Origin of the sequence: Flavobacterium sp. PLA-1-15 (assembly GCF_049060005.1) — a bacterium.
In the GTDB taxonomy this organism is placed as follows: Bacteria; Bacteroidota; Bacteroidia; order Flavobacteriales; family Flavobacteriaceae; genus Flavobacterium.
The window spans coordinates 1-21,021 of record NZ_JBMGQS010000044.1; the positions used below are offsets into that span (position 1 = coordinate 1).

At 38.2% G+C, this 21,021-nt stretch carries 18 protein-coding genes; 16 read left to right on the forward strand and 2 right to left on the reverse strand.

The features are described 5' to 3' along the window. The 7 genes from ACI6PS_RS15600 to pgi all read left to right on the forward strand — a co-directional run. Positions 1 to 570, forward strand: a 570-nt coding sequence (locus ACI6PS_RS15600) for a homogentisate 1,2-dioxygenase (RefSeq protein WP_421013502.1), incomplete at its 5' end; no start/stop codon positions are given. A 71-nt stretch (positions 571 to 641) separates the two neighbouring features. After that, entirely contained in the window at positions 642 to 1,007 is a 366-nt protein-coding gene (locus tag ACI6PS_RS15605) for a four helix bundle protein (RefSeq protein WP_421013503.1), read from the forward strand. Positions 1,008 to 1,079: 72 nt separating this feature from the next. After that, positions 1,080 to 2,243, forward strand: a complete 1,164-nt coding sequence (gene hppD, locus ACI6PS_RS15610) for a 4-hydroxyphenylpyruvate dioxygenase (RefSeq protein WP_421013504.1) — start codon at positions 1,080 to 1,082, stop codon at positions 2,241 to 2,243. A gap of 292 nt (positions 2,244 to 2,535) precedes the next feature. Beyond that, on the forward strand, positions 2,536 to 3,312 hold the full coding sequence (locus tag ACI6PS_RS15615; RefSeq protein WP_421013505.1) for a DUF3108 domain-containing protein: 777 nt from the start codon (positions 2,536 to 2,538) through the stop codon (positions 3,310 to 3,312). Next, positions 3,312 to 4,238 carry a tryptophan 2,3-dioxygenase family protein gene (locus ACI6PS_RS15620; RefSeq protein ID WP_421013506.1) on the forward strand — a complete coding sequence of 309 codons (927 nt, stop codon included), beginning with the start codon at positions 3,312 to 3,314 and terminating at the stop codon, positions 4,236 to 4,238. Before ACI6PS_RS15615 ends, ACI6PS_RS15620 begins: the two co-directional genes overlap by 1 nt. A gap of 23 nt (positions 4,239 to 4,261) precedes the next feature. Continuing rightward, positions 4,262 to 5,500, forward strand: coding sequence for a peptidoglycan DD-metalloendopeptidase family protein (locus ACI6PS_RS15625; RefSeq protein ID WP_421013507.1), 1,239 nt, complete (start codon positions 4,262 to 4,264; stop codon positions 5,498 to 5,500). Positions 5,501 to 5,744: 244 nt separating this feature from the next. Then, complete coding sequence (gene pgi / locus ACI6PS_RS15630) at positions 5,745 to 7,385, forward strand: glucose-6-phosphate isomerase (RefSeq protein WP_421013508.1); 1,641 nt, start codon at positions 5,745 to 5,747, stop codon at positions 7,383 to 7,385. A gap of 81 nt (positions 7,386 to 7,466) precedes the next feature. Here the strand turns inward: pgi and ACI6PS_RS15635 are convergent, their stop codons facing one another. Continuing rightward, positions 7,467 to 7,625, reverse strand: coding sequence for a hypothetical protein (locus ACI6PS_RS15635; RefSeq protein ID WP_421013509.1), 159 nt, complete (start codon positions 7,623 to 7,625; stop codon positions 7,467 to 7,469). A 211-nt stretch (positions 7,626 to 7,836) separates the two neighbouring features. On the opposite strand from ACI6PS_RS15635, the gene ACI6PS_RS15640 reads away from it, so the two are divergent. The 8 genes from ACI6PS_RS15640 (at position 7,837) to ACI6PS_RS15675 (ending at position 18,513) form a co-directional block, all read left to right on the forward strand. Beyond that, positions 7,837 to 10,584 (forward strand): TonB-dependent receptor, encoded by a 2,748-nt coding sequence (locus tag ACI6PS_RS15640; RefSeq protein ID WP_421013510.1) that lies wholly within the window; start codon positions 7,837 to 7,839, stop codon positions 10,582 to 10,584. A 93-nt stretch (positions 10,585 to 10,677) separates the two neighbouring features. After that, positions 10,678 to 11,100 carry a hypothetical protein gene (locus ACI6PS_RS15645; RefSeq protein ID WP_421013511.1) on the forward strand — a complete coding sequence of 141 codons (423 nt, stop codon included), beginning with the start codon at positions 10,678 to 10,680 and terminating at the stop codon, positions 11,098 to 11,100. 162 nt (positions 11,101 to 11,262) lie between these two features. After that, positions 11,263 to 11,733, forward strand: coding sequence for a septal ring lytic transglycosylase RlpA family protein (locus ACI6PS_RS15650; protein WP_421013512.1), 471 nt, complete (start codon positions 11,263 to 11,265; stop codon positions 11,731 to 11,733). 16 nt (positions 11,734 to 11,749) lie between these two features. Next, on the forward strand, positions 11,750 to 12,139 hold the full coding sequence (locus ACI6PS_RS15655) for a septal ring lytic transglycosylase RlpA family protein (RefSeq protein ID WP_421013513.1): 390 nt from the start codon (positions 11,750 to 11,752) through the stop codon (positions 12,137 to 12,139). 135 nt (positions 12,140 to 12,274) lie between these two features. Continuing rightward, positions 12,275 to 12,766 carry a hypothetical protein gene (locus ACI6PS_RS15660; protein ID WP_421013514.1) on the forward strand — a complete coding sequence of 164 codons (492 nt, stop codon included), beginning with the start codon at positions 12,275 to 12,277 and terminating at the stop codon, positions 12,764 to 12,766. A 26-nt stretch (positions 12,767 to 12,792) separates the two neighbouring features. Further along, complete coding sequence (locus tag ACI6PS_RS15665; protein WP_421013515.1) at positions 12,793 to 13,932, forward strand: efflux RND transporter periplasmic adaptor subunit; 1,140 nt, start codon at positions 12,793 to 12,795, stop codon at positions 13,930 to 13,932. A gap of 5 nt (positions 13,933 to 13,937) precedes the next feature. Then, complete coding sequence (locus ACI6PS_RS15670) at positions 13,938 to 17,111, forward strand: efflux RND transporter permease subunit (RefSeq protein WP_421013516.1); 3,174 nt, start codon at positions 13,938 to 13,940, stop codon at positions 17,109 to 17,111. Next, entirely contained in the window at positions 17,101 to 18,513 is a 1,413-nt protein-coding gene (locus ACI6PS_RS15675) for a TolC family protein (protein ID WP_421013517.1), read from the forward strand. The genes ACI6PS_RS15670 and ACI6PS_RS15675 overlap by 11 nt, the downstream gene beginning before the upstream one ends. Before the next feature lie 62 nt (positions 18,514 to 18,575). Here ACI6PS_RS15675 and ACI6PS_RS15680 read toward each other — a convergent pair whose 3' ends face one another. Then, positions 18,576 to 18,974: an acyl-CoA thioesterase gene (locus tag ACI6PS_RS15680; protein WP_421013518.1), complete on the reverse strand. Its 399-nt coding sequence runs from the start codon at positions 18,972 to 18,974 to the stop codon at positions 18,576 to 18,578. A 270-nt stretch (positions 18,975 to 19,244) separates the two neighbouring features. On the opposite strand from ACI6PS_RS15680, the gene ACI6PS_RS15685 reads away from it, so the two are divergent. Next, entirely contained in the window at positions 19,245 to 20,510 is a 1,266-nt protein-coding gene (locus tag ACI6PS_RS15685) for an OmpA family protein (protein ID WP_421013519.1), read from the forward strand. Positions 20,511 to 21,021: the final 511 nt, after the last annotated feature.

A 21,021-nucleotide genomic window follows, 5' to 3' on the forward strand; every position in this document is an offset into this window, starting at 1 on the left:
TGTGAAAGGGATTTCAAATTGCCAACTGAGCTCGAAACGTATGATGAAAAAGGTGATTTCCTTATCAAAATAAAAAAAGAAGGAATGTTGCACGAAGTGGTGTATGCCACACATCCGTTTGATGTTGTGGGGTGGGATGGTTATAATTTTCCGTATGCCTTCAGCATTCATAACTTCGAACCAATTACCGGTCGTGTGCATTTGCCACCGCCAATCCATCAAACATTTGAAACATCAACTTTTGTAGTGTGTTCTTTTGTTCCAAGACTTTACGATTATCATCCAAAATCTATTCCAGCACCTTACAATCATAGCAATATTGACAGTGATGAGGTGTTGTATTATGTAGATGGCGATTTTATGTCACGTAACAACATCGAAAAAGGGTATATTACTTTGCATCCAAAAGGAATTCCGCACGGTCCTGCACCTGGAGCGATGGAAAGAAGTATTGGGCATACAGAAACTCAAGAATTAGCTGTAATGGTGGATACATTCCGTCCTTTAATGGTAACGCAGGAAGCAATGGGGCTAGACGATGGACAATATTATAAATCGTGGGTGGAATAATTCAATTAGAAAATGAGTTAATTAGCCAATTAGCCAAATATTAAGCCTTATAAAAATTTACATGCCAAATAATGGATTTCACAACAAGTGCTAAATATCAAAATAATCCAATTTTGAGAGAAACTTTCGAGTTTGCAGTTTTAATAGTTCAATATGCTGAACTTTTGGAATCAAATCGAAAATATATAATTGCAAAACAGGTTATTCGTTCTGGAACATCAATAGGAGCGAATGTAAAAGAAGCTCAAAACGCAGAAAGTAAGGCAGATTTCATTCATAAATTAAAGATTGCTTTGAAGGAAGCAGATGAAACAGAATATTGGTTGTTTCTATGCAAAAACTTGGAAGGTTACCAAAATCCTGACCATTTAATATTGAAGTTAAATGGGATTTTAAAAATATTAAACAAAATAGTAAGTACAACTAAAAGGAATTGACGAATTTTCAATTAGCAAATGTATATCAACGCTAATTTGCTAATTGAATAATTCGCTAAAATATTTAAAATTATGAGTAAAGAAATAAAATCAGTAGAATACGGATTAGAAAAAATATTTGAAGGAGCTCAAGATTTCTTGCCTCTTTTAGGAACAGATTACGTAGAATTTTATGTTGGGAATGCTAAACAAGCAGCTCATTTCTACAAAACGGCTTTCGGATTTCAATCCTTGGCTTATTCAGGTTTGGAAACTGGAGTTCGCGACAGAGCTTCGTATGTTTTGAAACAAGATAAAATCCGAATTGTTTTAACAACGGCTTTAAACAGCGATTCACCAATTGGAGAACACGTTAAGAAACACGGTGACGGTGTTAAAGTGATTGCACTTTGGGTAGAAGACGCTCGTAAATCTTTTGAAGAAACTACACAACGTGGCGCAAAACCTTACTTTGAACCAACGGTTGAAAAAGATGAAAATGGCGAAGTAGTTCGTGCCGGAATTTATGGTGCTTACGGAGAAACTGTTTTTGTTTTTGTTGAGAGAAAAAATTACAACGGAATCTTTTTACCAGGATACGTTGAATGGAAATCCGATTACAATCCAGAACCTGTTGGATTAAAATTTATTGACCATATGGTTGGAAATACAGGATGGAACAGAATGGATGAAGCAGTAAAATGGTTTGAAGACGTGATGGGATTTGTAAATTTCCTTTCTTTTGACGACAAGCAGATTACTACAGAATATTCCGCTTTAATGTCTAAAGTGATGAGTAACGGAAATGGTAGAATAAAATTCCCAATCAATGAACCAGCCAACGGAAAGAAACGTTCTCAAATTGAAGAATACTTGGATTTCTACGAAGGCGAAGGCGTTCAGCACATCGCAGTTGCAACTGATGACATCTTGAAAACAGTTGCCGATATGAAATCGCGTGGAATCGAATTTTTGAGCACGCCACCACAAGCTTATTATGATGCAATTCCAGAACGTTTGAAAGAGCACATGGATAAATTCAAAGAAGACATCAATGAACTTCAAAAACTTGGAATCATGATCGATGCTGATGAAGAAGGATACCTTTTGCAAATTTTCACCAAACCAGTAGAAGATCGTCCTACATTGTTTTTTGAAGTAATTCAAAGAATGGGAGCTCGTGGTTTTGGCGCAGGAAATTTCAAGGCGCTTTTCGAATCTATCGAAAGAGAGCAAGAAAAAAGAGGAACTTTATAAAAATTACCAAATAGTTAACAATAATTTAATTTCGCCATAACAAAAAGCTTTGTCATTGTGAAATTTGTGTTAAAGTTGATTTTTAAGTAGGAATAATTCAAATATCAGCCATATCTTTGCAAAAGAAAAAGAGAGGGAGTGGTTTCCTTCAATTTTTATATAGATTTTCATAATTTATAGTTTTTTGGTTGGTTAATAGCATAAAAACTCAGTCATTTTTTTGACTGGGTTTTTTTGTTTTGGTACATTTGGAACAAAAATTGTATATTGTATTAAAAAAAAGTACCCCAACATGAAAAAGATATTAATATTTACAATTTTCATAACCCTAGTCAGCTTTAAACCACAAAAAGAAAGGGCGTTTGATGTAGGCGAATGGTTTAAATTTAGAATGCATTACGGAATTGTTAATGCGGGTTATGCTACTGTTGAAGTAAAGGAAGCAGTTAGGAATAACAAAAAAGTTTTCCACGCTGTTGGAAAAGGATGGACAACCGGCATGACCAAATTCTTCTTTAAGGTCGATGATACTTATGAAAGTTATTTTGATAAGGAAACGGGAAATCCATATCAATTCGTGCGAAAAATTGATGAAGGTGGCTACACCAAAAACCAAGAAGGATTCTTCGATCATTCTAAAGGAACTGTTTTGGTAAAGGATTACAAGAATAAAAATGAAAAAACAATTGTAATTCCTGCAAATGCACAGGATATTTTATCTACTTTTTATTACCTGAGAAATCATCCAACGATTGACAAACTTAAAGTTGGTGAATCAATTGCAATTGATATGTTTTTTGATGATGAAACGACGAAATTTAAGTTAAAATATATTGGTAAAGAAGATTTAAAAACTAAATTTGGCACCATTCCTTGTATGATTTTCAGACCTTATGTTCAAGCGGGTCGTGTTTTTAAAGAACAAGAAAGCTTAACTGTTTGGATTTCAGATGATGACAATAAAATGCCCCTTAGAATCAAAGCCAGTTTGGCAGTTGGTTCACTAAAAGCAGATTTGGAAGGATTCAAAGGACTTAAATATCCCTTTACAGTAAAAGTTAAACCATAATGACACATAGAGAAGATTTATTAGAACAACTAGATTCTAAATTCAAAGCAATCGGACAAAAAACCGATACCCATCTGGAAGGATTACTTTGGTCGAAACCAATAACTTATTGGGATTATATACAAACAGATGCTTTGCTAAATCTTCAAACTCAAAGAACAACATTGCCAGATGAAATGGTATTCATCATGTACCATCAGGTAAATGAGTTACTGTTCAAAATGATTCTTTGGGAAATCCAACAAGTTGCACATACAGAGAAGCCTGAAACGGCTTTTTTTACCGAAAGATTAATGCGTATCAGTCGTTATTTTGATATGCTCACAACTTCTTTCGACATTATGGGCGACGGAATGGAAGTCGAACAATACATGAAATTCCGCAACACGCTTACCCCGGCAAGTGGTTTTCAAAGTGCCCAATATCGTTTGATTGAATTTGCTTCAACCGATTTGATAAATCTTATCGATTATCGTTTCAGGGCTACAATTGATAGGAATACACCTTACGAGCATGCAATGGAACATCTTTATTGGCAAGCGGCCGGTAAAGATTATCACACAGGCGAGAAATCATATTTGCTGGCTGAATTCGAAAGAAAATACAAAAAAGAGTTTCTTTCTTATATGGAAGAATACAACACTATCAACATTTGGCAAAAGTTCAAGCAATTGCCTTTGGAAGCACAACAAAATCCTGAATTGATCAAGGCCATGCGCCATTATGATCATACCGTAAACATTACCTGGGTAATGGGACATTTGAATGCCGCCAAAAAATATATTGACGGTAGCGGAAAAGGCGACGGCGAAGCTACAGGCGGAAGCGACTGGAAAAAATACATGCACCCAAAATACCAGCGAAGAATATTTTTCCCTGAATTATGGTCAGAAGAGGAGCTTAAAAACTGGGGAGAGGAAAAATAGTTTAACTGCACAAAAACAAAGATTTGAAAAGATTACTCCTGATATTAGTACTGCTAACTTCCCTTATTTCCTGCAAAGAAGAAGCCGACGAAAAAACAAAAGTTGTTGAAGTAAAAAAGCCAGAACCCGTTATTGTTGAGTTTGGTTTTAAACTTAATGATTATGACGTTGTTCGGGATACTATTGTCAGTGGCGATAACTTTGGAAACATCCTCGAAAAACAAAACATCGGCGACAAGAAAGTACACGAAATCACTGAGCGCATCAAGGATTCTTTCAACCTAAGAAACATCAGAATCGGGAAACCTTACACGATGCTTCGCACAAAAGATGCTTCAAAAAAACTTCAAGTTTTCATCTACCAGGCTGATATTGCCAACTTTTATGTGGTAGATATGCGTGATTCTGTTCATGCCTACAAAAAGCAAAAACCAATTACTGTCAAGAGAAGAACCATCGCGACAGAAATCAGTGGCTCATTATCGGAAACCTTGAGCAATGCTGGTGTAAATGCGTCAATGGCTCAAAATCTAGCGGATATCTATGCCTATTCTGTCGATTTCTTTAAGATTCAAAAAGGCGATAAATTTGCCGTAACCTTCACCGAAAAATACATCAACGATACGATTTTCGCAGGAGTAGAAAGCCTTGAAGCTTCTTTCTTTGAATATAAAGGCAAAAAAATTTATGCCTTCCCTTTCAAGCAGGACACCGCTTCCCGCAAAGTTGATTATTACGATGAAGAAGGAAAAGTGTTGAAAAACATGTTCCTGAAAGCACCGTTGAAATTCGGTTACAGGATATCTTCCAAGTTTTCAAAAAGCCGTTTTCATCCCGTTCAGCAACGTTTCAAAGCTCATAACGGAACCGATTATGCAGCGGCTCACGGAACGCCAATCGTGACTACGGCTTCGGGTGTTGTAGAAACAACCGGATTTACCGCCGGAAACGGAAACTTCGTAAAAGTAAAACACAATAGCACCTATTCCACACAATACCTGCACATGTCCAAAATCTTGGTACGCCGCGGGCAACGCGTTACCCAAGGTGACGTAATTGGAAAAGTAGGAAGCACTGGGCTTGCCACAGGTCCTCACGTGTGTTATCGCTTCTGGAAAAACGGCGTTCAAGTAGATGCGCTCAAACAAAAATTGCCCAATTCAGAACCAATGAACGCCAAATTCAAGCCTCGTTTTATGGCCGAAATGGCACCTCTCAAAAAAGAATTGGACAGCATTGCCAATTTAAAATTCAAGAAATAATAGCAGAAATATTTTCAAGAGCTCATCCGGCTTTTCGTTACAAGCTCCGGCCCAAAAAGCTTTTTTTTCAAGTCATCAAAGGAGCTTCCGTTGGTCGCTCTTTTCTGCCAGAAAAAAATAGCTTTTCAGTCCAGAGGCTTTCCACTACAATCCGGGCTAGAACAGCTTAACGTTTAATTTACAAAGTAATGTTGTAAATTTGCGTTTTTAAAAATCAAGACACAAATCCCGAACACACATTATAATGGCGTTACACAATACAAATCCAACAGCTACAAAGGCTTGGGGAAAACTACAGCAACACTTTACGGATATGCAAAACGCATCAATGAAACAAATGTTTCAAGAAGATGCAAATAGAACAGCAAAATTTCACCTTCAATGGAATGATTTTTTGGTTGATTATTCAAAAAATATCATCAATCAGGAAACGATGAACCTTTTGTTGCAATTGGCCGAAGAAGTAAACCTACAGGAAGCCATCGCCAAATATTTTGAAGGCGATTTGATTAATAAGACTGAAAACAGAGCCGTTTTGCATACAGCCTTGAGAGCTCCAGCATCGGCAGAAGTGAAAGTAGATGGTGAAAATGTCATCCCAGAAATCTTCGAAGTAAAAAATAAAATCAAAACCTTTACGAACGAAATCGTAAACGGTGATCGAAAAGGTTTCACAGGAAAAACCTTCACAGACGTTGTAAACATCGGAATCGGTGGTTCAGATTTAGGTCCGGCGATGGTTGTGGAAGCGTTGCAATTTTACAAAAACCACTTGAACGTTCATTTCGTTTCAAACGTTGATGGCGACCACGTGAACGAAATCATCAAAAAATTAAACCCAGAAACGACGCTTTTCGTGATTGTTTCTAAAACCTTCACGACTCAGGAAACGCTTACCAATTCTGAAACCATCCGAAAATGGTTTTTGAAATCGGCGAAGCAAGAAGATGTTGCGAAGCACTTTGTAGCGGTTTCTACGAATATCAAAAACGTAACTGAATTCGGTATCAATCCAGAAAATGTATTCCCAATGTGGGACTGGGTGGGTGGTCGTTTTTCGCTTTGGAGCGCCGTTGGATTGTCGATAAGTCTTGCCGTTGGCTATGATAATTTTGATAAATTATTGAAAGGTGCCAACGAAATGGACGAGCATTTCAAGACTGCTTCATTCGATAAAAACATCCCGGTTGTCTTGGCTTTACTGAGCATTTGGTACAACAATTTCTTTGGAGCCGAGAGCGAAGCCTTGATTCCGTACACCCAATATCTGCAAAAATTGGCGCCTTATTTACAGCAAGGCATCATGGAAAGCAACGGAAAAAGCGTTGACCGCGATGGAAATCCAGTGAATTATCAAACGGGAACCATCATTTGGGGAGAGCCTGGAACAAATTCGCAACACGCCTTCTTTCAATTGATCCACCAAGGAACAAAACTAATTCCGACGGATTTTATTGGATTTGTAAAACCTCTGTACGGCGACGACAACCACCATGACAAATTGATGTCAAACTTCTTTGCGCAAACCGAGGCACTTTTAAACGGAAAAACCGAAAGCCAAGTGAGTGCAGAGTTCACCAAAATGAATTTCTCTACCGGTCAAGCCGAATTTTTATTGCCTTTTAAAGTTTTTACGGGAAACAAACCAACCAATACCTTGTTGATTGACAAGCTTACGCCAGAAACGTTAGGTTCGTTGGTGGCACTTTACGAACACAAGATTTTTGTTCAGGGAATCATCTGGAACATCTTTAGCTATGACCAATGGGGAGTGGAGCTCGGCAAGCAATTGGCCAATTCTATCCTATCGGAAATCAACTCTGGAAACGTCAACGAACACGACAGTTCAACTACTTTTTTATTAAAGCATTTCTTGAAAAAATAGCAAAATTCAAAAAAAGATAACATCCAAGGTCTTTGACGGTCACAATTTACTGTTGGCAGCTCGTCCAAGGCCTTGGTTAGTTTAAATTTGCTGTAGGCACTCCGTCCAAGGCCTTGGTTTCTTCAAACTCGCTGTAGGCACTCTGCCCAAGGTGTTGGTTAGCTCAAACTCGCTGTTGGCACTCCAGACAACTACTTTGTCGGCATCCCAGCATTGGCTTTCGCCAAACCTCTTTTTCAAGAGCAAAATTTCCTTCTCCCAAACTCTTTTGTAACTACCTTTTTTCTGCCGAAAGGCAATTTTTTACGAAAATTACCCCATCATTAAGTTTCTGTTTTTAAAACGTTCCTCAAAAGTTATAAAATCATCAACTACGGTTTCTTAACCTTGCGTTAACCGCCGTGGCTTGCAGTTATTGGAATTTTGCATCCGAATAACTAAAACAACAGAAATGAAAAAGCTTACAAATTGGTTACTTTCGGGTGTTTTGTTCCTGATCGTATCTACAGTATTTGGTCAGGGAAAAATCACGGGAACCATTACTGACAACGAGTTGAAAACCGGTATTCCTGGAGTGAATGTTGCCATTAAAGGAACTTCAATTGGCACAGTTACAGATATTGATGGAAAATTTAGCCTTGATGCTACAACCGCAACCGGTCAGGTGGTGCTGTCGTATGTTGGTTTCGAAACCAAAACATTGAACTTTACGGTAGCTAATGGTCAGACAATAGATTTGGGAAGCATTGTGCTTGTGGCCGATGCCGATCAATTAGATGAAGTTATAGTGGTAGGTAAAGGTATCATCGATTTGGCGAAGGAACGCAAAACCCCAATTGCAGTTTCTACAATCAAATCAGCAGAGATCCGTGAAAAGATTGGTACTTCGGATATTACACACATGATGGTAAACACGCCATCGGTTTATGTTTCTGGACAAGCCGGAGGTTTTGGAGATTCTAGAATTAGCGTTCGTGGATTTCAACAAGACAATACTGCTTTCCTTTTGAACGGACAACCTATCAACGGTATGGAAGACGGAAAAATGTATTGGTCGAACTGGTCGGGAATGGCTGATATTGCCAATGCTATCCAGATTCAAAGAGGTCTTGGTTCATCAAAATTAGCGATATCTTCTGTTGGAGGAACGGTAAACTTTGTAACCAAAGCAACCGATATGAAAGAAGGAGGATTTGTTTCGACAGCCCTTGCAAACGATAATTACTTTAAATCGACTGTTGGATACAACACCGGAATGAGCGAAAAAGGTTGGGGAGCCAGCTTTATGTTGACTCATTGGCAAGGTGATGGTTATAATGACGGAACGTATGGCGAAGGACAAAACTATTTCTTTTCTGTAGGATACAAGGCAAGCGACAAACACAGCTTTAACTTCTTGCTAACGGGAGCTCCTCAACAACACGACCAGAATTTTACCAAGAAAATCTCGGACTATCTAGGTTTTGGTAGAAGATATAACAACAATTATGGTTACTTAAACGGACAGTATGTATCTGAACGTGTAAACTTTTATCATAAGCCAGTGGCGAATTTAAACTGGGATTTCAAAATTAGCGATAAAACAGAATTGGCAACCGTGCTTTATGCCTCTTGGGGTAGAGGAGGAGGAACTGGAAATTATGGAGGTAGTGCCAATAAAAAATATGTAATGCAAACCAACCCATACACTGGAGATTCAGAAAGAACATATATCGATTATGATCAAATTTATGCAAATAATCAAGCACTTCCAAATGGCGAAGGAGCTTTCTCAAACGGATATTTGATTCGATCTTCTGTAAACAATCATGCTTGGTATGGAGTGGTTTCTAATTTAAAACAAGAGTTGAGCAAGAATTTAGTGTTGAATTTAGGTCTTGATTTAAGAACATATTACGGGACGCATTTTAGACAAGTTGAAAACTTAATGGGATTAAATAGTTTCAACGATACAAGAAATCTAAGAGGAGCTAATCATCAAACAGACCCAGCGAATCCTGCTTCTACGTTGGTTACCCAAAGTGTAGCCGTAAATCCTTGGAAATCGTTGTTCAAGACAACCGATGAAAACCAAAGATTGGATTATGACAACAGCGAAAGAATATCTTATGGAGGTATATTCGGTCAATTAGAATACAGTAATGATAATTTCTCTGCTTTTTTCCAAGGATCACTTTCTAATCAATCACACCAAAGATTTGATCGTTATGATTATCTTCCACAGTATGAAGATTCTGAAAAAGTAAACAACACAGGATATAACGTAAAAGCCGGTGGTAGTTACAAGTTCAATGAAAACAATTCATTTTATGTAAACGCAGGTTACTATAACCGTCAACCGTATCACGATAATATTTATTTGAACTTTACCAATGAGGTAAATCCATTAACATCAAACGAAAAGATATTAGGTTTAGAGGCAGGTTATAGCTTTAAGTCTGAATTTTTCAGCGCCAACGTAAATGTTTATAGAACAACTTGGGAAGATAGGGTAGTTTCATCTTCAAGGACAATTAGTAATGCTACCGGAGAAACAATTGGTACTACACCAGTTGCTTTTGGAGACTTGATTTATATATCAGATCTCGGAGTAAAGCAAATTCATTCAGGAATAGAATTGGATGCTGTAGCAAAACCTTTTCCAAAGCTTGATGTTAGAGGGTTCCTTTCGATAGGAAACTGGAAATACGATGGAAATGCCATCAAGAGAACAATGGATGAAAACCAACGATTATTGTTAGAAGAAACGAAAGACGTACACGGAGGAAGAGTTGGTGATGCTGCTCAAACTACTTGGGGACTGGGTTTGAGATATGAAATTTTAAAAGGACTTTCTGTTGATACAGATTGGAGAACCTACAATGATTTGTATTCAAATGTAGGAGCCGTAAAAGAGAATCTGATGTTGCCAAACTATGATTTGGTAGATGCAGGAGTTTCTTATAAATTCAATATAGGAAAGGCACAAACAAATTCTATCGTTTTGAGAGTTAACGTAAACAACGTTTTTGATGAAGTATATCTTTCTGAACTGACAAGTACCATCAAAACAACCGATAATATCCCAGCCGTTGGTACTGCTCCATCAATTGGAACCTACCAAGCAAACGGAAGAGTTTATAAAGGAATTGCCGACGGAAACCAAGGTTACTTTGGTTTAGGCAGAACATGGAATTTCTCTTTGCGTTACAATTTCTAATTTGTATTCAATAAAAATAGAAAGCCTCGTAGCAATGCGAGGCTTTTGTTTTGGCATTATTTAGTATATTTGATTTCCAAAAATTAAAAACACATGTACGAATTCATTCAAAAAGCACATTCTGGCTGGGCCTATTTGGTTTTAGCGTTTCTTCTTATAGCAGTAATCAATGCATTAATCGGATTTTCATCCAAAAAAGAATTCACAGGCAAGGATAGAAAAATTGCCTTGTTTGCTTTGATTTTTACACACATTCAATTCTTAGTTGGAATGATACTTTGGTTTGTATCGCCACTTGGAAAAGCTGTTTTCGGTCAAATGAAAAATTCCGAATTGCGATTGACTTCCTTGGAGCATCCGCTAATCAATATCATAGCCATCATGTTGATTACAATCGGATGGTCGAAACATAAAAAACTGACAGATTCGCATTCAAAATTCAAGACTTTTGCCATCTTTTACACATTAGGTTTGATTTTAATTTTAAGTAGAATCCCTTGGAAACTATGGTTTTAAATATTTAAAAGCTCCAAAATGGGAGCTTTTTTCATTTAAGGTATGGTATTTGTAAAACTAAACCCACGAAACCAATATTTGGATATGAATTAATCATAAATGTAAGTACAATGCTTGGCGTTGATAGCCAATTGTACAGTTGTTAAAGCAATATTTTGCCCTATGAAACAAAAAACAATCATTCTGCTTCTCATTATAACTGCTGTAATTTCTTTGAGCAGTTTTTCTAATAAAGAAAAAGACTTTCAGGAACCTAAGAAAGTTACCCAAGATACCATCAAGAAAAATGCGGCTATTGCCGATAGTTTAGGGCTCATCAGCAATTTGAAACTAAAGTTGCACAAGAAGAATGCCCACGCTTCCTATTATCACGATAAATTTAATGGAAGAAGAACCGCAAGCGGCAAAAAATTCGACAACAGTAAATATACCGCCGCCCATAGAAAATTTCCTTTCGGAACAAAGCTAAAAGTTACCAATGAACTAAGCGGAAAATCCGTTATAGTTGAGGTTACCGATAGAGGACCTTTTACAAAAGGAAGAGAAATTGATTTGACCAGAAAAGCATTTATGGAAATCGCTGCAAACAAAGGAAGCGGTGCTCAAAAAGTAACCATCGAAGTGATTCAATAATCTAAATCCAAATAAAATGAAGAAAAGCGCTTTAAAAATATTTTCGTTAACGCTCTTGCTGAGCTTTTTCTTTTTAAGTTGTTCCTCTTCAAAAAATGCTTCTGGAAAAGTATTGAAAAGCAAAGCCGAAGCTTCCTACTACCACGATAAATTCAATGGAAGAAAAACGGCAAGTGGTGAAAAGTTCAGCAACAGCAAATTAACCGCAGCGCATAGAACATTGTCTTTTGGTACCAAAGTAAAAGTCACAAATCTTGCGAACGACAAATCTGTAGTTGTGGAAATAAACGATAGAGGTCCCTTCAAAAAATCGAGAGAAATAGATTTATCCAAGAAAGCCTTCATGGAAATTACCGACAATAAAAACCACGGAACACTCAAAGTCCGGATTGAAGTTTTAAAATAGATTCATCTTAAAAGCCTGTTTTGCAGGCTTTTTTTATTAACTGTTTATTTCATAATATAAAATTAACACAAATTTAAGTTCGGTTGGTTCGGCTCAAGCCGAACCTCGACGTATCTTTGCCGAAAATTTGATAAAATGTCAGACATACAGAAAGAGAAAGAAGAGTTGATTGAGATGTTTGGAATTCATTTTGAAACACTACACAACTTCCCTCCATTGGCCTCACGAATCCTAGGCACATTAATAGTCGACAGTTGCAGAACGGGATTGACTTTCGAAGATTTAGTAGAAAGAATGTCGGCCAGCAAAAGCTCTGTTTCAACGAGTTTGAACCTGCTTCTGAAGATTGGAAAAATAAACTACTACACCTTACCGGGCGATAGAAAAAAATATTACAAGCCTTGTCCTTTCAGCGAACGACTTGCCAATTATATGAAAATGATCCATTTCGAAAAGGCAATTATCGACAAGATGTTGTCCTACAGAGAAAAGACGGTTTCGTGTCAGGAAGAACGTTGCAACCTTGAAAATGTAAAAGAATACAAGAATCATGTTCTGGAAATAGAGGGACTTTTGCTCAAAACCATAGAGCGATTCAAAGAAATAGAAAATAAAAATAAATCATAATCCTAATCAAAACCAATTTTATACAAATGAAGAATTTTTCAATAGTTTCGATATTTGCCTTGCTGATTCTAGCATCTTGTGGCAAAAAAGAAGAACAACAAATGCCACCCCAAGGACCAGTTCCTTTCCCGGTTCAAACGGTAACAAAGCAGGATGCAGTAGTTTATCAAGAATATACCGCCAACCTTGAAGGACAGCAAAACGTTGAGATCAGAGCCAAAGTAAACGGCTTTATCCAAAAAATTTATGTAGATGAAGGGCAAGTTGTCAAAAAAGGACAATTGCTTTTCAAACTAGAAACTCAAACACAAAACCAAGATGCTGCAGCGGCTCAAGCCAATGTAAAAGCGGCTCAGGTAGAAGTAGACCGTTTGAAACCGTTGGTAGATAGAAAAATAATCAGCGAAGTGCAACTTGAAACCGCTAAAGCTAAATTGGCGCAAGCCAAAAGTGCATATGGAAGCATCGCAGCAAATATCGGTTTTGGAACCATCGTTTCTCCAGTAAATGGAGTAATCGGAAGTTTGCCTTTTAGAGAAGGAAGCTTGGTGAGTTCTGCAAGCGAAATGCCTTTAACGACAGTATCGGATACTAAAATCATTCGTGCCTATTTTTCTATGAACGAAAAACAATTGCTTTTCTTCAACAAAACGTTCAAAGGAGCAACAACTGCTGAGAAGTTGAAAGCCGCTCCGGAAGTTTTATTGCTTTTGGTTGATGGTTCAGAATACGACCAAAAAGGAAAAATCGCTACCATGAACGGTTTGGTAAATCCTCAAACGGGAACTACACAATTCAGAGCTGAATTTAAAAATCCAGAAGGTATTTTAAGAAGCGGAAGCAGTGGTATCGTTCGTTTGCCAATCATAGAAAAAGATGCCATTCTGGTTCCTCAAAATGCAGTTTTCGAAATGCAAGGAAAGAAAATGATTTACGTTGTGGGTCAAGGAAACAAAGTGAAATCAAAAATCATCGAAGTAAGCGGAACTTCAGAATTGAATTTTATTGTAACATCTGGTCTTAACGAAGGCGAAGTTGTAGTGATCGAAGGTGCATCAAAATTAAAAGACGATGCCGAAATTATTCCGCAACAAGCAAAAACAGAAGCAGTTCCAGCAGTTGCTCAGGATACAGCAAAAACAAACATTACCCCAGCTAAAAAATAATTCAAATGTTAAAGACTTTTATAGAAAGACCAGTTCTATCGACGGTTATTTCGATCCTGATTACCATCTTGGGAGTTCTAGGATTGATGTCCTTACCGATAGAACAATATCCTGAAATCGCGCCACCAACGGTTCAGGTAAATGCGACTTATACCGGTGCGAATGCCGAAACGGTATTGAACAGTGTCGTGATTCCTTTAGAGGAAGAAATCAACGGTGTGGAAGGAATGACCTATATGACTTCTTCAGCCGCAAATGACGGTTCTGCAAAAATTTCGGTTTATTTCGAGTTGGGAGTAGATCCGGATATTGCCGCCGTAAACGTTCAGAATAGGGTTGCCCGTGCTACGAGTAAATTGCCTCAGGCGGTTATTCAAACTGGGGTTACTACGCTGAAAAGCCAGACGAGTGCCTTGATGTTCTTTGCCTTGTATTCTAAAAACAAGGATTTCGATGAAACCTATATTCAGAATTATGCTAAAATCAACCTGGTTCCTAAACTACAACGTGTAAAAGGTGTAGGTCAGGTAAACGTTTTTGGAGCGAAAGATTACTCGATGAGAATCTGGATCGATCCAGAAAAAATGGCTTCCTATAATGTTGCGCCAAAAGACATCCAAGCGGCCTTACTAGAACAAAACGTAGAAGCCGCTCCGGGAAAATTTGGTGAAAATGCCGAAGGTGTTTACGAATATGCAATCAAATACAAAGGAAGACTTTCGGAGATCAAGGATTATGAAAATATCATCATCAAGGCTACTGGAAATGGAAATTTCCTTCGTTTGAAAGATGTTGCTACAGTAGAATTGGGTGGCTTCAACTACGGAACCAAGAATATCGCAATGGGTGAGCAGGGTGTTGCGGTTGGGGTTTTCCAAACTTCAGGATCCAATGCTCAGGACATCATTACCGAAGTAATGTCGATTTTGGAAGAAACAAAACCAAATTTCCCGGCAGGTGTAGATTATATCATTCCGTTCAACACGAAAACATTCTTAGATGCTTCTATTGATAAGGTAATCATGACCTTGATCGAAGCCTTTATCCTTGTATTTATTGTAGTGTACATCTTTTTGCAGGATTTCCGTTCTACGTTGATTCCGGCCATTGCGGTTCCGGTGGCCATTGTAGGTACGTTCTTTTTCCTTCAGATATTTGGATTCTCGATTAATATGTTGACTCTTTTTGCGATGATCTTGGCCATTGGTATTGTCGTCGATGATGCGATTGTCGTCGTCGAGGCAGTGCACGCCAAATTGGATGAAGGAGCAAAAACAGGAAAAGAAGCTACACTTTCTGCCATGAGCGAAATCACCGGAGCGATCATCTCGATTACCTTGGTAATGGCGGCGGTATTTATTCCGGTATCGTTCCTTAGCGGACCTTCGGGAGTTTTCTACCAGCAGTTTGCGATTACATTGGCAATCTCGATTTTGATTTCGGCAGTAAACGCATTGACCTTGAGTCCGGCGCTTTGTGCCTTGTTGTTGAAACCACACCCTGATGGCGATCACCACAAGAAAAACTTCAAGGATCGATTCTTTATCGCCTTCAATACAAATTTTGATAGGATGAACAACCGCTACGTAAAATCATTAGGATTTTTAGGTAGAAAAAAATGGATAACGGTTGTAGCATTATTGGTTTTCTCCGGAATCACTATATTATTGTTCCAAAACACCCCTTCAGGATTTATCCCGAATGAAGACAGGGGTATCATCATGGCCGATTTGACGCTTCCTCCGGGAACAACGTTGGAGAAAACGCAAAAGACGGTTAATGAATTGGATTCTATCTTAGGTTCGATGGACATCGTTGAAGCAAGGATGAGCGTAGTGGGTTTCAGTTTGCTGAACAGTGTAAACGGAGGTTCGTATGCCTTTACCGTAATCAAATTGAAAGATTGGAAAGAACGTAAGGAAGCCAATCAATCGGTGGATGCGGTCGTAGGCGAGTTGTTCGGAAGAACGGCGCACTTCAAGGATGCTCGAGCGTTGTTTTTTACACCTCCGAGTGTACAAGGTTTTGGTACTGCCGATGGTTTTGAATTTAAAATTCAAGATACCGGTGATGATGATTGGGCAACGGTAAGTAAGGTGAGCAATGAATTTTTAGGAGAGCTGATGAAGCGTCCTGAAATTCAATACGCCATGACCAACTTTAACCCTGCTTTCCCGCAATTCCAAATGGACATCAATGTAGAAAGAGCGAAGGATGCAGGAGTATCGGTTTCGGACATCTTCAATACGATGCAAGGATATTATGGTGGATTGTACACTACGGATTTCAATAAATTTGGTAAGCAATACCGTGTCATGATTCAGGCGAAAGCCGAAGACAGAGCTACGGAAGCTTCGTTGAACAATATTTATGTTAGAAATGCTGGCGGACAACAGGTTGCCATCAGTCAGTTTGTAGATTTGAAAAGAATCTACGGTCCGGAGGCTGTAGCACGTTTTAATATGTTGAAAGCCGTAAATGTAAACGGTAAGGCGAAACCAGGTTACAGTTCTGGAGATGCCATCAAAGCGATTCAGGAAGTGGCCGAACAGCATTTGCCAAAAACCTATTCGTATGAATTCTCAGGAATGACACGTGAGGAAATCTTGGCAGGTAGCCAGGCGGCAGGCGTTTTCTTGCTGAGTTTGATTTTCGTTTATTTCTTGCTAAGTGCGCAGTATGAAAGTTATTTGGTACCGTTATCCGTAATCTTGTCATTGCCTGTGGGTATTGCCGGAGCCATTGGTTTTGTGAAGCTGGCCGGACTTGAAAATAACATCTACTTCCAAGTTGCCCTGATCATGTTGATAGGACTCTTGGCGAAAAACGCCATCTTGATCGTGGAGTTTGCCATCCAAAGGCGACGACATGGAATGGACCTGCTTCCTGCAGCAATTGAAGGAGCTAAAGCGCGTCTTCGTCCAATTTTGATGACCTCATTGGCCTTCATCTTCGGATTATTGCCATTGGCGTTGGCTTCTGGAGTAGGTGCTGTAGGTAACCGTTCTATCGGTATGGGTGCTGTCGGTGGAATGTTGGTAGGAACAATTTTCGGAGTTTTTGTAATTCCAATCTTGTTTGTCATCTTCCAAAGCCTTCAAGAAAGAATCTCTGGAAAACCAGTGTTTGTGCAAAATGAATCTGATGTAATACTTTTAGACGAAGAAAATGAAAAATAAGATATATAAGGTTGTGCTGGTTGTTGTTCTAGGAACAGTAATGCAATCGTGCTTCGTCGCAAAAAAATACGACAGGCCAGAACTAAAAACAGAAAATTTATACAGAACAGAAGTGGTGTCAACAGACACTACTTCTTTAGCCAACGTTTCTTGGGACAAGGTATTTACCGATCCAATACTCCAAGGCTATATCAAAACCGGGTTGCAGAACAATTACGATATTCGAATTGCCATGCAAAACATCGTAGCGGCCGAGGCCACTTTCAAGCAAGGAAAAGCAGGCTATTTGCCAACCTTTAGTTTGGGTGCCGACTGGACGCATCAGGAACTTTCTAAGAACACACAGATTGGTCGATTGATCAGCGGAAGCGGTGGTGCTACAAACGTAGATCAATACCAGTTCGTAGGAAACCTTTCTTGGGAGGCTGATATCTGGGGTAAAATCAGAAGTAACAAGCGTGCTGCCAATGCTTCCTATTTGCAGACCATTGCTGCCAATCAGGCGGTGAAAACCCAATTGATTTCGAGCATTGCTTCTACCTATTATCAATTGCTTGCGGTGGATGCCCAAATCAAATTGGCAGAAGAAACTCTGATCAACAGAAACGAAAGCATCGAAGTGATTGTAGCTCTAAAAGATGCCGGAAACGTAAACGAAGTGGGCGTGAAGCAAACCGAAGCACAGAAATATGCAACGGAAATCATCATTGCCGATTTGAAACAGAATCTGATTGTCTTGGAAAATACCTTGAGCGTACTTCTAGGACAGGCTCCGGCCAAGATCGAGAGAAGCACGTTGGAGGCGCAGGTGATGCAGCCAGAAATTACATTGGGCGTTCCTGCAACTTTATTGCGCAACCGTCCAGATGTTGTGGCGGCAGAATACAACTTGATTTCTTTGTTTGAACAAACTAATGTGGCGAAAAGCAATTTCTATCCTTCGTTTAAGGTAACGGCAACGGGAGGTTTCCAGAGTATCGACCTGAAAGATTGGTTCAGTACCAATTCCTTATTTGCTAATGTGGTAACGGGATTGACACAGCCGCTCTTTAACGGACGCCAAATCAGGACGCGTTATGAAATTGCAAAAGCACAGCAACAGCGTGCCTATCTGGAGTTTGAGAAATCGTTGCTAACAGCCGGTCAAGAGGTTTCAAACGCCTTGGCACAATACAACAACGAAACGGCCAAGCTCGAAATTAGAGGCAAGCAGGTAGAGGCCTTAAAAAAAGCAGCCGATTATTCTGACGAGTTATTGACGTACGGTATGGTAAACTATCTCGAAGTTTTGACTGCCAAAGACAATGCCCTCAATACCGAACTGAATTTAATTGACAATAAATACAGACAATACAACGCCATCATCGAGCTTTACCGTGCTCTTGGTGGAGGATGGCAATAAGATAATGATTTTGGTTTTTTATTTGTTGCAACCACTCAATGTTTAGGCATTGGGTGGTTTTTTTATGAAGAAAAATTATTTTTTCTATCTCTAATAAATTCGATGGTCGTTTTTCCGTGCGGTTTTGGTTTTCCATCTTCGCCCAAACTCACCATTGTGATGGTATCGATGGTAATAATGGTGTCCCAGGTCATGATGTTTCTTACTTCGCATTTAAGTACAATGGAAGTATTTCCAAATTTCACCACATCAATTCCAATCTCGATGATATCGCCCTGTTTTGCCGAACTTCTAAAATTAATTTCGGACATGTGCTTGGTTACAATCCTTGAATTTTCCAGCTGAATGATGGAGTAGAGCGCAAGTTCTTCATCGATCCAAGCCAGTAGCTTGCCTCCAAACAAAGTACCATTTGGATTTAAATCTTCGGGTTTAACCCATTTTCTAGTGTGAAATCTCATAATCTTTTCTTTAAATAGTAAAAATAGTATTTAATTGGATAGCCGTAAATTTGTACGGTAACAATATGATATTTTTTTGATTAGAATATTCACAATCTGTTTTCTTATGCTTGCATAGGTTGTGAAATTCGCAAAAATTGATGGTTATTTTATGCATAAAAAACAAAAATGCAAGCCTATTTGTTAAAATATGTGTTAAAAACGCTAAGTCAATGAAAAAAAATGTCTTACTTTGCACTCAAAATTAAAACTAAAAAAATTAAAACGATTATGAAAAAGATTTTACTTACACTAAGCGCTTTTGCACTTACTTCGGGTGTATTTGCACAGGACGTGACAACAACGTCAACAGAAACAAGTTCATCAGACTACAACAAATGGTCTATTGAGTTGAATGGAGGTCTAAACAAGTATCAAAGACCAGCTACTAGCGGATACTATACAGCTACTCCAAGCCCATGGAACGCAGATTTAGGTGTTCGTTACATGTTCAATAACAAATTTGGTGTTAAGTTAGATGCTGGATACTACAATTTTACAGGACATGATGATTCAATGGATTTTGATACTCATTACTACAGAGCAAATCTTCAAGGGGTTGCTAACTTAGGAAGAATCATGAGCTTTGAAACTTGGACTAATACTATTGGATTATTAGGACACGCAGGTTTCGGATACGGACAATTGAAAAGTGACAATGCTGACTTCACTGATAAGATGTTTAATTTTATGGCTGGTGTAACTGGTCAGATCAAATTATCTAACAGAGTTGCTCTTACAGGGGATTTTACAACTATCCTTAATGCAAAACAAGATTATGCATTTGATGGTGCAAGTACTCATGGTGGTAGAGGTTTTGGTGGAATTCTTTTCCAAGGAACTGTTGGTTTGACAGTTTACTTAGGTGGAAACGAAAAACATGCTGACTGGGTAGCAATGGATTCTGAATTGAAAAAAGAAATCGATGCTTTAGAAAACAGATTGGCAACTATCGAAACTGGATTGACTGATTCTGATCAAGATGGTGTGGCAGATATGTTTGATGCTGAACCAAACTCAATGGCTGGTGTAGCAGTTGATACTAAAGGTAGAACTATTGACAGAAACAATAATGGTGTAGCTGACGAGTTAGAAAACTATTTTGAAACTAAATATGGTGACAAAGGAACTAGCTCAACTGCAGGTATGGATGTAAAAAGCTTGATCAATGATGGATATGTAAATGTTTATTTTGATTTCAACAAAACACAACCAACAACTGAATCTGCTTCTGGAATCAATTTCTTAGTAAAATATTTGAAAGCTAACCCATCTGCTTCTGCTGATGTTGTAGGTTATGCTGATGAAATTGGAAATGCTGATTACAATAAAAACTTATCTCAACAAAGAGCTAACAACGTAAAACAAATCCTTGTTGATGCTGGAATCAGCGGATCAAGATTGAATGTTGTTGCAAACGGAGAAGATACTTCTGTAAACAAAGATTCTAAACAAGCACGTCAAATCGTAAGAAGAGTTACTTTCAAAATCAAATAATTCTTTAAGATTATAAATTAAGAAGCCCTGAGAAATCAGGGCTTTTTTTATGCGATACCTTCCATGGAAGGTTGCCCACTAATAGTCAATCTTTATGAGATGAATGAAAATGAGATCTTATAATCCCTTTAGAATAGTAGTGATTTATATTAGGCTGTTTTCTGCAGAATAAGAGTTGAAATTGTTTATGAAAAGGCTTATTAAACAATGTTAGAGAATGGATTTATAGTTTTTAGAAAGATGGTTTCTGTGTGCTTTATAAGTTTGAGGATGGCATATAAATAAACTGTATGGGCAGAGATGCATCTAAATTTAAACTAAAAGAACATACGAATATCTTACTTCCGTGAAATCAACTGCTTCGACAGGAAATTAAATCAATATCAATTAAAAGAAAAAGTCTAGACAATTAATTTCTTTAATTTGCAGCTTAGTATCATAAAAAAGCCCTTCCGTATTGGAAGGGCTTTTTATTATTTGATTGCATTGTAATTACTTGACGATAAGGAAT

Coding starts and splice junctions, on each gene's coding strand:
- ACI6PS_RS15605 (WP_421013503.1), top strand. CDS start 642: ATGGATTTCACAACAAGTGCTAAATATCAAAATAATCCAATTTTGAGA.
- hppD (WP_421013504.1), top strand. CDS start 1,080: ATGAGTAAAGAAATAAAATCAGTAGAATACGGATTAGAAAAAATATTT.
- ACI6PS_RS15615 (WP_421013505.1), top strand. CDS start 2,536: ATGAAAAAGATATTAATATTTACAATTTTCATAACCCTAGTCAGCTTT.
- ACI6PS_RS15620 (WP_421013506.1), top strand. CDS start 3,312: ATGACACATAGAGAAGATTTATTAGAACAACTAGATTCTAAATTCAAA.
- pgi (WP_421013508.1), top strand. CDS start 5,745: ATGGCGTTACACAATACAAATCCAACAGCTACAAAGGCTTGGGGAAAA.
- ACI6PS_RS15640 (WP_421013510.1), top strand. CDS start 7,837: ATGAAAAAGCTTACAAATTGGTTACTTTCGGGTGTTTTGTTCCTGATC.
- ACI6PS_RS15645 (WP_421013511.1), top strand. CDS start 10,678: ATGTACGAATTCATTCAAAAAGCACATTCTGGCTGGGCCTATTTGGTT.
- ACI6PS_RS15650 (WP_421013512.1), top strand. CDS start 11,263: ATGAAACAAAAAACAATCATTCTGCTTCTCATTATAACTGCTGTAATT.
- ACI6PS_RS15655 (WP_421013513.1), top strand. CDS start 11,750: ATGAAGAAAAGCGCTTTAAAAATATTTTCGTTAACGCTCTTGCTGAGC.
- ACI6PS_RS15660 (WP_421013514.1), top strand. CDS start 12,275: ATGTCAGACATACAGAAAGAGAAAGAAGAGTTGATTGAGATGTTTGGA.
- ACI6PS_RS15665 (WP_421013515.1), top strand. CDS start 12,793: ATGAAGAATTTTTCAATAGTTTCGATATTTGCCTTGCTGATTCTAGCA.
- ACI6PS_RS15670 (WP_421013516.1), top strand. CDS start 13,938: ATGTTAAAGACTTTTATAGAAAGACCAGTTCTATCGACGGTTATTTCG.
- ACI6PS_RS15675 (WP_421013517.1), top strand. CDS start 17,101: ATGAAAAATAAGATATATAAGGTTGTGCTGGTTGTTGTTCTAGGAACA.
- ACI6PS_RS15680 (WP_421013518.1), bottom strand. CDS start 18,974: ATGAGATTTCACACTAGAAAATGGGTTAAACCCGAAGATTTAAATCCA.
- ACI6PS_RS15685 (WP_421013519.1), top strand. CDS start 19,245: ATGAAAAAGATTTTACTTACACTAAGCGCTTTTGCACTTACTTCGGGT.